The organism is Paucibacter sp. TC2R-5 (genome assembly GCF_025717605.1).
Lineage (GTDB): Bacteria > Pseudomonadota > Gammaproteobacteria > Burkholderiales > Burkholderiaceae_C > Paucibacter_A > Paucibacter_A albus.
Map to the genome: position 1 here is coordinate 790743 of NZ_JAJIRQ010000001.1, position 12235 is coordinate 802977.

The 12235-nt window shown below is 60.8% G+C and carries 12 protein-coding genes; 9 read left to right on the forward strand and 3 right to left on the reverse strand.

Features of this window, described 5'->3' with window-relative positions:
- Positions 1–10: 10 nt before the first annotated feature.
- Genes LNV08_RS03375 through LNV08_RS03390 form a run of 4 tightly spaced genes read left to right on the forward strand, consistent with a single transcriptional unit; the run spans position 11 to position 5558 of the window.
- Entirely contained in the window at positions 11–3166 is a 3156-nt protein-coding gene (locus LNV08_RS03375; RefSeq protein ID WP_263532223.1) for an efflux RND transporter permease subunit, read from the forward strand.
- A 28-nt stretch (positions 3167–3194) separates the two neighbouring features.
- Entirely contained in the window at positions 3195–3848 is a 654-nt protein-coding gene (locus LNV08_RS03380) for a protein-L-isoaspartate O-methyltransferase family protein (protein WP_263532224.1), read from the forward strand.
- Between the two features lie 8 nt (positions 3849–3856).
- Entirely contained in the window at positions 3857–4186 is a 330-nt protein-coding gene (locus LNV08_RS03385; RefSeq protein WP_263532225.1) for a rhodanese-like domain-containing protein, read from the forward strand.
- Positions 4187–4220: 34 nt separating this feature from the next.
- Complete coding sequence (locus LNV08_RS03390) at positions 4221–5558, forward strand: TolC family outer membrane protein (RefSeq protein WP_263532226.1); 1338 nt, start codon at positions 4221–4223, stop codon at positions 5556–5558.
- Between the two features lie 61 nt (positions 5559–5619).
- Here LNV08_RS03390 and LNV08_RS03395 read toward each other — a convergent pair whose 3' ends face one another.
- A complete protein-coding gene (locus LNV08_RS03395) occupies positions 5620–6144 on the reverse strand; it encodes an Lrp/AsnC family transcriptional regulator (RefSeq protein ID WP_263532227.1) in 525 nt (174 codons plus the stop codon).
- A 108-nt stretch (positions 6145–6252) separates the two neighbouring features.
- Between LNV08_RS03395 and yedA the strand changes: the two genes are divergently transcribed.
- From yedA to LNV08_RS03415, 4 genes are read left to right on the forward strand one after another with little or no spacing between them, the layout of a single operon-like run.
- Positions 6253–7146 carry a drug/metabolite exporter YedA gene (gene yedA, locus LNV08_RS03400; protein WP_263532228.1) on the forward strand — a complete coding sequence of 298 codons (894 nt, stop codon included), beginning with the start codon at positions 6253–6255 and terminating at the stop codon, positions 7144–7146.
- Positions 7147–7178: 32 nt separating this feature from the next.
- Complete coding sequence (yaaA, locus tag LNV08_RS03405; RefSeq protein ID WP_263532229.1) at positions 7179–7973, forward strand: peroxide stress protein YaaA; 795 nt, start codon at positions 7179–7181, stop codon at positions 7971–7973.
- On the forward strand, positions 7970–8839 hold the full coding sequence (locus LNV08_RS03410; protein WP_263532230.1) for a 2OG-Fe(II) oxygenase: 870 nt from the start codon (positions 7970–7972) through the stop codon (positions 8837–8839). Before yaaA ends, LNV08_RS03410 begins: the two co-directional genes overlap by 4 nt.
- A gap of 29 nt (positions 8840–8868) precedes the next feature.
- Positions 8869–9171 (forward strand): hypothetical protein, encoded by a 303-nt coding sequence (locus LNV08_RS03415; RefSeq protein ID WP_263532231.1) that lies wholly within the window; start codon positions 8869–8871, stop codon positions 9169–9171.
- A 38-nt stretch (positions 9172–9209) separates the two neighbouring features.
- On the opposite strand, the gene LNV08_RS03420 is transcribed toward LNV08_RS03415, so the two are convergent.
- A complete protein-coding gene (locus tag LNV08_RS03420; RefSeq protein WP_263532232.1) occupies positions 9210–9671 on the reverse strand; it encodes an Lrp/AsnC family transcriptional regulator in 462 nt (153 codons plus the stop codon).
- Positions 9672–9770: 99 nt separating this feature from the next.
- Between LNV08_RS03420 and ilvB the strand changes: the two genes are divergently transcribed.
- The gene (ilvB, locus tag LNV08_RS03425; RefSeq protein WP_263532233.1) at positions 9771–11579 is read left to right on the forward strand and encodes a biosynthetic-type acetolactate synthase large subunit; all 1809 of its coding nucleotides are present in this window, start codon (positions 9771–9773) and stop codon (positions 11577–11579) included.
- Positions 11580–11659: 80 nt separating this feature from the next.
- Here the strand turns inward: ilvB and efp are convergent, their stop codons facing one another.
- Positions 11660–12214: an elongation factor P gene (efp, locus tag LNV08_RS03430; protein ID WP_263532234.1), complete on the reverse strand. Its 555-nt coding sequence runs from the start codon at positions 12212–12214 to the stop codon at positions 11660–11662.
- Between the last annotated feature and the right edge of the window lie 21 nt (positions 12215–12235).

Consider the following 12235-nt stretch of genomic DNA (forward strand, 5'->3'; position numbering starts at 1 on the left):
AGCCGACACCATGTGGTTCACCCGCGTATCGATCAACAACCCCGTGATGGCCGTGATGGTCATGCTGGCTTTGGTGGTCTTGGGCCTGTTCAGCTATCAGCGTCTGTCGGTCGATCAGTTCCCGAATATTGATTTCCCCACCGTGGTGGTGCAAATGGACTATCCCGGCGCCTCGCCGGAGATCGTCGAGAGCGAGGTCACCAAGAAGGTCGAGTCGGCGGTCAACACGGTGGCCGGTATCAGTGCCTTGACCTCGCGCTCCTACGAGGGGACTTCGGTGGTCATCATCGAGTTCAATCTGGATGTTGATGGCCGCAAGGCCGCCGAGGATGTGCGCGAGAAGGTGGCCCTGATGCGCCCACTCCTGCGCGACGAGGTCAAGGAGCCGCGCATCTCTCGTTTTGACCCGCAGAGCACACCCATATTCAGTGTGGCGGTCTTGGCTGACGACAAGAGTCGAAGCACACAAGAGCTGACCACCTGGGCCACCCAGGTCTTGCAAAAGCGGCTTGAGAACGTGCGCGGGGTCGGCTCGGTGTCGGTCGTCGGCGGGCTGCAGCGTCAGATTCAGTTGCAACTGCGCCCGCAAGACATGGAAGCGCTGGGGGTTGGCGTTGATCAGGTGCTGGCCGCCGTCAAGAGCGAGAACCAGGAATTGCCGCTCGGCACGATCCGCTCGAATGAGCAGGAACGGGTCGTGCAGATCAATGCGCGGCTGAAGGTGCCGGCGGACTTTCGCGACATCGTGGTGGCGCGCAAAGGCGGCGCCTCGGTCAGGCTCTGGCAGGTCGCCGATGTGATCGACGGGCCGCAGGAAGTGGAGAGTTTGGCGCTCTATAACGGCCAGCGCACGGTGCTGTTGAGCGTGCAAAAAAGTCAGGGCGAGAACACCATTGCGGTGGTTGACGGTTTGATGAGTGCGCTGAAAGACTCGGCCAATGTGACGCCGGCGGGTATACGCACCGAGATCAACCGCGACAACTCGCGCGCGATCCGGGTCTCGGTCGCCAATGTGCAGCGCACCTTGTTCGAGGGCGCGGCGCTGACCATCCTGATCGTCTTTTTGTTCCTCAACTCCTGGCGCTCCACCGTCATTACTGGCCTGACCCTACCGATTGCCTTGATCGGTACGTTTTTGTTCATGTATGCCTTCGGCTTCACGATCAATAACATCACCATGATGGCGCTGAGCCTATGCGTGGGGCTCTTGATCGACGACGCCATCGTCGTGCGCGAGAACATCGTGCGCCATGTGCAGATGGGCGCCAGTCCCAGGCAGGCCGCACTCGACGGCACGGCCGAAATCGGCCTGGCCGTGCTGGCTACCACCTTGTCCATCGTGGCGGTGTTCTTGCCTATCGGCTTTATGGGCGGCATCGTTGGCAAGTTTTTCCATGAATTCGGCATCACCATCGTCGCGGCGGTACTGATTTCGATGTTCGTCAGCTTCACGCTCGACCCGATGCTGTCCAGCATCTGGCATGACCCGCAGGCGCATGGTGTGCACCGGGGTCCGCCGGTGACGCTGTATGACAAGACGCTGGGCCGCCTGACCCTGCAGGTGGACCGCTTCACCGAATGGTTATCGGCCGCTTATCAGCGCATATTGGGCTGGTCGCTGCGCCACAAGGCCACCACCTTGTGGATCGCGTTTGGGACGTTTTTGTTCAGCTTTGTCTTGCTCGGCGGGGTCGGCAAGGAGTTCGTGCCCAAGGCCGATCTGTCCGAAACGCAAATCAATTTCTACACGCCGGTGGGCTCCGCCTTGGAAGTCACCGAGGCACGGGCGCGCCAAATCGATGCGCTGCTGCGCGAGTTGCCCGAGGTGCGCTACACCGTCACGACGATCAATAGCGGCTTCGCGGCCGGCAAGATTTACGGCGCGATTTATGTGCGCCTGGCCAACCGCGCCGAGCGCAGCCGCAGCGTCGCCGATCTGGCCCAGCCTATGCGTGACAAGCTCGCCGCCGTGCCGGCCATCACCATCACCAATATTGGCCCGACCGATTTGGGCGGTGGCAAAAGCCTGCAGTTTTCGATTCAGGGGACGGACCTGGGCGAGTTGGAGCGGCTGTCCAAGCAGATCCAGGCCGAGATCATCAAGATCCCCGGTCTGGTCGATCTGGATAGCTCGCTGAAGGCGAACCGTCCGACGATTGCGATCGAGGTCAAGCGTGACGCCGCCGCCGACGCCGGCCTCAATGTCAATGCCTTGGCCGGCTCGCTGCGGACCTTGCTGGCCGGCACCACAGTCGGCAACTGGCGCGCGCTCGATGGCGAGAACTACGACGTGATCGTGCGGCTGGGGCCGGCCGGCCGCAAGGCTTTGGCCGATCTGCAGCAGTTGCCCATCAATGTGACGGCGGCCGCCGACGGCTCGGCGCGCGTTGTGCGCTTGTCGCAAGTGGCCGAGGTGAGCGAGTCGAGCGGCCCGAGTCAGATCAATCGGCGCGATATGAGCCGCGAGATCACCATCGACGCCAATGCCTTGGGCCGCAGTTCGGGCGAGGTGTCGAGCGATATCAAGGCGGTGCTCGAGCGCACCGCTTTCCCGCCCGGCTATCGCTACACCTTCGGCGGCTCGACCAAGAATATGAACGAGTCTTTCCAATACGCAGTAGGCGCCCTGGCGCTGGCGATCGTGTTCATCTACATGATTCTGGCCAGCCAGTTCAAGAGCTTTTTGCAGCCCTTGGCCTTGATGAGCTCGCTGCCTTTGACCTTGATCGGTGTGGTGCTGGCGCTGCTGATGTTCCGCTCGACGCTGAATATGTTCAGCATCATCGGCATCGTGATGTTGATGGGCTTGGTGACCAAGAACGCGATCTTGTTGATCGACTTTGCGATCCGCTCGCGCGCCGGGGAGCATGGCCACGGCGTTGAAGCTGAGCCGATGGGGCGTGAAGAAGCCTTGCTGCATGCGGCCAAGGTGCGCTTGCGGCCCATTTTGATGACAACGATGGCGATGGTCTTCGGCATGGTGCCCTTGGCCTTTGCGCTCAGCGAAGGCTCGGAGCAGCGCGCGCCGATGGGGCAGGCCGTTATTGGCGGCGTGATCACCTCCTCGCTGCTGACGCTGGTGGTGGTGCCGGTGATCTATTGCTATCTGGATGACCTCGGGGCCTGGGCCAAACGCAAGTTTGCAGGCCCTAGAATCCCGGGCTGATGGAATTAGCTTTTCCCAAGGACTAGACATGAATATCGAACAAGCCCGCTTCAATATGATCGAGCAGCAGATCCGGCCCTGGGATGTGCTGGATGCCGGCGTTTTGCAGTTGTTGGCGGTGGTCAAGCGCGAAGATTTTGTGCCGCCGTCTTGCAAGGCCTTGGCCTTTATGGACGTCGAGATCCCTTTGCCCGGCGGTCAGTGCATGTTGGTGCCGCGCGTGGAAGCTCGCTTGCTGCAAGAGTTGAAGGTCGCTCGGCATGAGAAAGTGCTGGAAGTCGGTGCGGGCAGCGGCTTTATGGCGGCTTTGCTGGGCCACCGGGCGCAGCGGGTGATTTCGCTCGAGATCAACCCCGAACTGGCCGCTTTTGCCGCCGCCAATCTCAAGCGCGCAGGTCTGGCTAACGTGGCTGTGCGTGAGCAGGACGGCGCCAATGGCTTTGCGGCGGAAGGCCCGTTTGACGTGATTTTGCTATCCGGCTCGGTTGCCGAAGTTCCGGCAGCGCTCTTGGCTCAGCTCAAGCTGGGTGGGCGTTTGGCGGCAATCGTCGGTGAGGAGCCGGTGATGCGCGCGCAGTTGATCGTGCGCGTCGGTGAGCAAGACTTCCGCACCAGCAATTTGTTCGATACCGTCGCACCCCGCTTGCAGGGCTTTGCGCCGGTCAGCGCTTTCAGCTTCTGATTGTTGAGATGCGGCAGATTGGCTCCGACGAGTTGCTGGCGATGTGCGCCGGCAGCCATCCGCCTGTGCTGCTGGATGTGCGCGAGCCCTGGGAAGCGCAGCTGTCCCGCATTGTTGTTGACGGTTTACGCAGCGAGTTGATACCGATGGGGCAGATTCCTGCGCGCGTGGGAGAGCTGGACCGGGCGCAGCCCATCGTCTGTTATTGCCATCACGGGGTCAGAAGTCTGCAAGTCGTCGCATTTTTGCTGCGCGCAGGCTTCGATTCCGTCTATAACCTCGCCGGTGGTATTGATGCGTGGTCGCTTTCGACCGACCCATCGGTGCCGAGATATTGACGCTTGTCATTTGTAATTGCTAACGAGGAAGTTCATGTCAGACCAACGCGTATCTAATTCGCTCCGCCCACTGACCAAGATTGGTGTGGCCTTGGCCTTGGCTTTCGGCGCTGCCGCAGGTGCGCGGGCGCAGAGTCTGCTGGAGCTGTACGACGCGACCCGTGCCTTTGACCCGACCTATTTGTCGGCACGTGCTCAGGCCGATTCGGCCCAGTATCGGGTGGGTCAGATCGAAGCCTTGGAGAAGCCTACGCTGGGTATTGGCGGCACCGCCAAGCACGAGCAGGTCGATCTGCCCAAGCGTGACTGGGTGGGGGCCAGCACCTTTCAAGCAGGCCTGACCGGCAAGTATTCGCTGTACAACAAGGGCAACCGCCTCACCGTCGAACAAGCGCGTCTGGGCCTGGACATCGCGGCGGCCGATCTTGAGAGCGCCGAGCAAGATTTGATCGTCCGCCTGGCGCAAGCCTATTTCGACGTGCTCGGTGCCGAGGACACATTGGCAACGACGCAGGCGGCCAAGGCTGCATTTGCAGAGCAGCTGGCCTCTGCCAAGCGCAATTTTGAGGTCGGCACTACCACCATCACCGACACCCGTGAGGCGCAGGCCAAATATGACTTGGCCACCGCCGCCGAAATCGCTGCCGATAATGATTTGCGCGTCAAGCGCTTGAAGCTCAACCATGTCGTCGGCAAGCAGGTCACGCCCAAGGCGCTGGCCTTGCCGGTGGCCTTGCCGGCGATCGCGCCGGCCTCCGTCGAGCCTTGGGTCGAGCGAGCCGAGGAACAGCATCCACTGATCCGCAAGGCCCGTGTCGGTGTTGACTCCTCGGTCTTGGAAACCGGCAAGGCCCGCGCCTCCGATGGCCTGACGGCTGATTTGAGCGCTACAGCAGGTGTGATCAATGCGCGCGGCAATGGTTCGCAGATACTCGGCACGACCAATAGTGGCAATATTGCGTTGTCGGTCAATCTGCCTTTGTATACCGGCGGCGCCACGCAAAACCGCATCAAAGAGGCCTTGGTGCTGGAAGAGAAGGCTAGGCAAGATCTGGCCAACGCGCGTCGCAGCGTGTCAGAGGGAACGCGGAGTAACTTCTTCGGTGCTTTGTCGCAGGCTGCGCAGGTCAAAGCGCTGGAAGCGGCAGAGTCCTCGACCAAATTGGCGCTTGACGCCACACAACTGGGCTTCAAGGTCGGCGTTCGAGTCAATCTGGACGTCTTGAACGCGCAGACGCAGCTCTTCACCACCCAGCGTGATTTGGCCAAGGCGCGCTATGACGCGGTGCTCTTGAACCTGAAGCTGCGCCAGGCGGCTGGCGTGCTGAAGCCGGAAGATGTGGCCGCAACCAATCAGTTGCTGGTGAAGTAAGTTGGTTTGCCGGCCAGATGTAGCCGGCCAGATGCGTCCGGGCTGACTCAGCCGGCCCAACTCAAACTGACCCGCTTCGGCGGGTCTTTTTTTGCTTGCTCGGGTTTGGCGAAGGCGCTTCGCCGGGATCGTTCTCGAGCGGCGGCGCCGGGCGCAGCGGCGCATGTTCACGCAAGACCTTAAGGATGATGGCGGTGGAGGTTTGGGCCAGCTGGCAATAGCGCTGCAGCACCTGGTCCAAATGCGCCACGTCGCGCACCGCGATCTCCAAGATCCAGCTGTCTTCGCCGGTCACGTTATAGGCCGTCAAGACCTCGGGGCTGGCCTCCAGCGCACGCAATACGCGCGACTCATCGCAGCGGCCGACCCGGATCACGGCGCGCATCGCATAGCCAAGCTTGGCGCTATTGACGATCGCTTGGTAGCCGCTGATGACGCCCAGGTCTTCCAGCTTGCGTACCCGCTCGGTCACGGCCGGTTGGCTCAGGTGGACGCGCCGGCCCAGCTCGGCCATGCTTAGGCGGGCATCGGCCTGGAGTTCGGCCAAGATTCGGTGGTCGTGGCTGTCGAAATCGGAGTTGTCCATGTTTTTGAAGGCGATGCTGCGGAAATTCCTTCAATGTTAGTTTGAATACTGCTGATTGCCTTTGAAGTTGCATTCAATAAATGGCGGCCTTTCTTTACGATTGCGGCCATGAATAGCACCACTGTTGCCCCCACTCAAGTGGGCTTGAGCCCCCGTATCTTGGTTTGCCTGGCCGCCACTTGGTTGGTCTGGGGGTCGACCTATCTGGCGATCAAATTCGCGCTGATCAGCTTTCCGCCTTTTTTCCAGATGGGCACGCGCTTCCTGGCGGCGGGTGTCTTGCTGGCGGCCTGGATGCGCTGGCGCGGCAAGGCCTGGCCGAGCGCGCGTCAATGGCTGAATGCGCTGGTGATTGGTGCTTTGATGCTGGGCGGCGGCATGGGCTTCACCGCCACGGCCGAGCAAACTGTGGGCTCGGGCCTGGTGGTCGCCTTTATCGCGGTGATTCCCTTGATGACGGCCGCGATGAACCTGTTTTGGAAGGTGATCCCGACACGGCTGGAAATGCTGGGCATGGCCATCGGCCTGGTTGGCGTGTTGATGCTGATGCAGGGGCAGGGCTTCAGTGCCTCGCCGGTCGGTTTGCTGGCCATCAGCATCGCCTGCCTGACCTGGTCCTTGGGCAGTGTGTTGTCGCAGCGTGTGTTCCCCTTGGCGCCGGGCGCGATGGGCTTTGCCAGTGAGATGCTGGCCGGCGGGGTGGTACTTATCTTGATCAGCTTGCTGCGCGGCGAGGCGCTGCAATGGCCGCTGCAGCAGGAGTCCGTGCTGGCTTGGGTCTATCTGGTGGTGTTTGGATCGTTGATTGGCTTCAACGCCTATATGGTCTTGCTGGCCGAGGCACCTGCAGGTTTGGCGACAAGCTATTCCTTCGTCAACCCGGTGATTGCGATGTTGCTGGGCGTGGCGATTGCCGGCGAGCACATCAGCAGCTTCGAGTGGGCGGCGGCTGGCGTGGTGCTGATGGGCGTGGTCTTGCTGCTCAAAGGCCGTCGGAGCTGAGAGTAAGCTCAGGAGCGGCGACAATCAGGTCCATGCTCTATTTGCTCTCTCCCGCCAAGTCGCTCGACTACGAAACCCCAACACCGCCGGATCTGCTGGAACTTGCCAGCCAACCCCAGTTTGTGCCGCAGTCCAGCGAGTTGATCAAGCTGCTGCGCGCCAAGACGCCGGCCGATATTGCCAACATGATGGATCTGTCCGAGTCCTTGGCCGAGCTGAATGTGGCGCGCTTTGCAGCCTGGAAGCCTAACTTCAGCCACGTCAACAGCAAGCCGGCGGTGCTGGCCTTTAACGGCGATGTGTATGAGGGTTTGGCGGCCAATAGCTTGAGCACCGCGCAGCTGCAATGGGCGCAAGAGCATGTGGCGATTTTGTCGGGCCTGTACGGCGTGCTGCGGCCGCTGGATTTGATTCGACCCTACCGTTTGGAGATGGGCAGCCGCTTGGCCAATCCGGCGGGTGCCAATCTGTATAAATTCTGGGGCGAGCGCCTGGCACAACATCTGAATGTGCGCACACGTGCCGCGCAGGTGCCGGTGATTGTCAATCTGGCCTCACAGGAGTATTTTCGCGCCGCCAATCGGCCGGACCTGCAGCCGCGCGTGATTGAATGCGTGTTCGAAGACTGGAAGAACGGCCAGTACAAAATCATCAGCTTCTTTGCCAAACGCGCGCGTGGCCTGATGGCCCGTTACGCCATCACCGAGCGGATTGATACGCCCGCCGGCCTGCAGGATTTTGCGGCCGAGGGTTATGCTTTCCAGTCGGCTCTGTCGGAGCCGGGACGTTTGGTGTTTAGACGCAAGCTGGAGCCATCGAATTTATGAGCGCCCATCACAATCAATCAATTCAACAGCAAGCAATCAGCCCTGAACTGCGGGTTTGGATTCAAGAGCAATTGGCGCAGGGTTTTACGCGCGCGCAATTGCTGGACGCCATGAAAAGCAGCGGCTGGCAAGAGGACTTGGCCGCCCGGGCGCTGGATGAGTCGCGTGCCGACTCCGACGTGCAAGTGCCGGCGGAGCTACAAATTGCAAGCAAAGTGCCCGAGCTCGATCTCAGCGGCGGACAGCCCACCTTGTGGATTGATGGGCACGAGGTCAAGGTTTTGATGAGCATCACTCAGCCGCGTGTCGTGGTGCTCGGCGGGCTCTTGTCCGATGCGGAGTGCGATGCCATGGTCGCGGCGGCGAGCGCGCGTTTGGCTCGCTCAGAGACGGTTGCGACCACGCCGGGCGGCAGCGAAATCAACCCTGCGCGCACCAGCGACGGCATGTTTTTCGAGCGCGGCGAGAGTGAGCTGATTCGCACCATCGAGTCGCGCCTGGCCAAGCTCTTGAATTGGCCTATCGACCATGGCGAAGGCCTGCAAGTGCTGCGTTACCGCCCCGGTGCGGAGTATCTGCCGCACTATGACTACTTCGATCCGACGATGGACGGCGCGGCGGCCATTTTGAAGCGCGGCGGGCAGCGCGTCGGCACGCTCGTGATGTATCTCAATACGCCGCAGGCCGGCGGCGCGACAATCTTCCCGGACATCAAGCTGGACGTTTCGCCGGTCAAAGGCAATGCGGTCTTCTTCAGTTATGACAGACCGCACCCCCAAACGCAAAGCCTGCATGGCGGGGCGCCGGTGCGCGAGGGAGAAAAGTGGGTGGCAACCAAATGGTTGCGTGCGGGTGTGTTTGTTTAGTTTTTGTCTCAATCATTGAAAGTTATTCCATGAAGAAAATCATTGCTCTGGCGCTGGCCGGTTTCGTTTCCAGCATGGCCCTGGCGCAGTCGCTGCCGAGCCAGTCCGGTGCGGTGCAAGCGCAGCGTTATGCGGTGCCTGCAGCAAAGGCTTCGACCGGCGGCCACACGGCATCGGCCAAGAAATCAAAGAGCGGCAAGCATGCCGCCAAGAGCACGTCCTCTGCCAAGGGCAGCAAGCATGCCAAGAAGACCGGCAAAGGCAAGACCAAGAGCGCTCAGGTCAAGGCCAAGGGCAAGGTCCAGGCCAAGAGCGGACATAAAGTTCACTGAGTGTCTTTGGCGCCTCAGGGTCAGAGCGATGTGAGACCTTAGCGCCTCAGCGGCAATTGGCTTTGCTTCAATTGCCGCAACACAAAGCTTGATTTGCTGTGGCGTATGCCGGGAATCTTGTACAGGCGCTCGCGCAGCAGGCGCTCGTAGTCGCGTGTGTCGGCGACAGCAATGCGGACGTAATAGTCATAGTCCCCCGAGACCAAAAAAGCCTCCAGTACTTCCGGTATTTGCTCCAAGGCCTGGCCAAACTCGAACAAGGCTTCGTCGGAGTGATTGTCCAAGGTGACTTGCACGATCACCGTGTCGGCCAAGCCAATCTTGGCGGCGTTGACCCGCACCGAGTAGCCCTCGATCACGCCGGCTTCTTCCATGCGCTTGATGCGACTCCAGCAGGGTGAACTGGTCAGTCCGACCTTTTGGCTGAGCTCGGCCAAGCTGATGCGCGCATCCTGCTGCAGTGCAGCCAGAATCGAAAAATCGAATTTATCCAGGTTCATGCTGCCGTATTGTAGATTTGCAGCAAGATTTCCTGAATTCCTCCAAGTATCCTGAAAATACAGCAGCCTTTGCTGAGTCTGTTTGGGCAAAGTGTTGATATGGACACCTTGCTTGAAAAAACATTCTCCGCTGCAGCTTGCAATGCAGCGGCCCAGCCGGCTCCTCTGCTCAATGGTGCGCAAACCTTGATTGCGACGCTCTTGAGTCTGGGGGTGGATACCGTCTTCGGCTACCCAGGCGGGGCTGTGCTGCCGCTCTATGACGCTTTGCATGCCGAGCCGCGCCTGCGCCATGTTTTAGTGAGGCATGAGCAGGCGGCAGTCCATGCGGCGGAAGGTTATGCGCGCAGCAGCGGCCGCGTCGGGGTGGTGTTTGTCACTTCGGGGCCGGGCATGAGCAACACCACCACCGGCTTGTTGGATGCCTTGTGTGACTCGGTGCCGGTGTTGTGCATCAGCGGGCAAGTGGCCACCGGCGCAATCGGCACCGATGCGTTTCAGGAGTGTGACGCGCTCGGTATTTCCAAGCCGGTGACCAAATGGAATGTGCAGATCCGCTCGGCCGCCGAGGTGGCGGCGGTCGTTGCCAAAGCCCATGCCAGCGCGGCCGGTGGGCGGCCGGGGCCGGTGTTGGTGGATTTTCCCAAAGACCTGCAGTTGGCCAAGAGCGAAGCGCGAAGAGAAGCCGAACCCTATTGCGCAGGAGTAGGTGAACTTGAGTCAGTGGCACTCAAGGCTGAGTGCAATGCCGAAACCTTGAAGCGAGCCATCGCCTTGCTGAGCGAGGCCAAGCGGCCGATTTTTTATGGCGGTGGCGGTTTGATCAATGCCGGTGCCTTGGCCTGCGCTGCGTTCAAACGCCTGGTCCACCTGACCGGGGCGCCTTGCACGCTGACCTTGCTGGGTCTGGGCGCCTTGCCGGCCTCCGACGCTCAGTTCCTCGGCATGCTGGGTATGCACGGCACTTTGGAGGCGAATTTGGCCATGCATGAGGCGGATCTGATCGTCTGTGTCGGCGCGCGCTTTGATGACCGCGTGACCGGTCGGCTGGATAGCTTTTGCCCGCATGCGCGGGTGATACATCTGGATATCGATGCCCGCTCGATCGGCAAGGTGGTGCGAACCGAGCTTGGCTTGCTGGGTGACTGCACGGACAGCCTGCTGGCGCTGGAGCGACTGTGGGCCGAAGGAGGCTGTCGCGCGGTGGATTTGAGCGATTGGTGGCAGCGCATCGAGCGCTGGCGTGCCGAGCGGTCGCTGAGCTTCGTCGATGCCAACGAGGGTCAGATCTTGCCGCAGGCCTTGATGACGCGCTTGCAACAAGCCATAGGTCAGCGCGACGCGGTGGTCTCCACCGATGTGGGTCAGCATCAGATGTGGGCCGCGCAATACCTGAAGATTGAGCGACCCGGGCGCTGGCTGACCTCAGGCGGGGCCGGCACCATGGGCTATGGCTTGCCGGCCGCGATCGGCGCGCAAATCGCGCACCCGGACAAACTGGTTGTCTGCGTCAGCGGCGATGCCTCGGTGCTGATGAATATTCAGGAACTGTCGACCGCCGTCCAGCACCGTACCCCGGTCAAGTTGGTGCTGTGCAATAACGGCCGCATGGGTATGGTGCGGCAGTGGCAGGAGTTGATCCACGGCGGGCGTTACAGCCACAGCTACAACGAGGCGCTGCCGGACTTTGTGGCCCTGGCCAAGGCCTTCGGCTGGCAGACGCTAAGGGTCGAGCGGCGCGAGGATCTGGACGCTGCTCTGCTTGAATGCTTGGCGGCGGACGGGCCATTCTTCCTTGATGTGGTGGTGGTGGCCGAGGAAAACTGCTTTCCCATGATCCCGGCCGGCGCCGGCCATCATGAGGTGTGGCTGGGCAAGGGCAGGGGCTACCAGCCCAGCGAGGCTTGAGACAAAGCAAAAAGGCACCCGAGGGTGCCTTTCTTATACCTTGCGCAAACTGCAAGCGCTTGAGTTAAGCGCCAGACAGTTTAGACGCGCTTGCGGTACTCGTGTGTACGCGTGTCGATTTCGATCTTGTCGCCTTGGGCGACGAAGATTGGCACCGAAATTTCGAAACCGGTGGCCAGCTTGGCAGGCTTCAAGACCTTGCCCGATGTGTCGCCCTTGACGGCCGGCTCGGTCCAGATCACTTCGCGCACAACGGAGGTCGGCACTTCAACCGAAATGGCCTTGCCGTCATAGAACACCACTTCGACGGGCATCGAATCTTCCAGATACTGGATCGCGTCGCCCATGTTCTCGGCCTCGACCTCGAACTGGTTGTATTCCTCGTCCATGAACACATACATCGGGTCAGCGAAGTAGGTGTAGGTGCAGTCCTTCTTTTCCAGCATCACTTGGTCGAGCTTGTCGTCGGCCTTGAACACCACTTCGGTGCCCGAGCTGTTCAGCAGGCTTTTGAGCTTCATGCGCACAGTGGCTGCATTGCGGCCGCCGCGGCTGTATTCGGTCTTCAGCACGACCATGGGGTCCTTGCCGTGCATGATCACGTTACCGGCGCGAAATTCTTGTGCAATCTTCATGAGTGTTCCGATGTTTGGGAA

What these genes read in the sequence shown, in the direction of transcription:
- yaaA (WP_263532229.1), top strand. Translation starts at nt 7,179, where the DNA reads ATGCTCTATTTGCTCTCTCCCGCCAAGTCGCTCGACTACGAAACCCCA.
- LNV08_RS03420 (WP_263532232.1), bottom strand. Translation starts at nt 9,671, where the DNA reads ATGAACCTGGATAAATTCGATTTTTCGATTCTGGCTGCACTGCAGCAG.
- LNV08_RS03385 (WP_263532225.1), top strand. Translation starts at nt 3,857, where the DNA reads ATGCGGCAGATTGGCTCCGACGAGTTGCTGGCGATGTGCGCCGGCAGC.
- yedA (WP_263532228.1), top strand. Translation starts at nt 6,253, where the DNA reads ATGAATAGCACCACTGTTGCCCCCACTCAAGTGGGCTTGAGCCCCCGT.
- LNV08_RS03375 (WP_263532223.1), top strand. Translation starts at nt 11, where the DNA reads ATGTGGTTCACCCGCGTATCGATCAACAACCCCGTGATGGCCGTGATG.
- LNV08_RS03415 (WP_263532231.1), top strand. Translation starts at nt 8,869, where the DNA reads ATGAAGAAAATCATTGCTCTGGCGCTGGCCGGTTTCGTTTCCAGCATG.
- LNV08_RS03380 (WP_263532224.1), top strand. Translation starts at nt 3,195, where the DNA reads ATGAATATCGAACAAGCCCGCTTCAATATGATCGAGCAGCAGATCCGG.
- LNV08_RS03395 (WP_263532227.1), bottom strand. Translation starts at nt 6,144, where the DNA reads ATGGACAACTCCGATTTCGACAGCCACGACCACCGAATCTTGGCCGAA.
- efp (WP_263532234.1), bottom strand. Translation starts at nt 12,214, where the DNA reads ATGAAGATTGCACAAGAATTTCGCGCCGGTAACGTGATCATGCACGGC.
- LNV08_RS03410 (WP_263532230.1), top strand. Translation starts at nt 7,970, where the DNA reads ATGAGCGCCCATCACAATCAATCAATTCAACAGCAAGCAATCAGCCCT.
- LNV08_RS03390 (WP_263532226.1), top strand. Translation starts at nt 4,221, where the DNA reads ATGTCAGACCAACGCGTATCTAATTCGCTCCGCCCACTGACCAAGATT.
- ilvB (WP_263532233.1), top strand. Translation starts at nt 9,771, where the DNA reads ATGGACACCTTGCTTGAAAAAACATTCTCCGCTGCAGCTTGCAATGCA.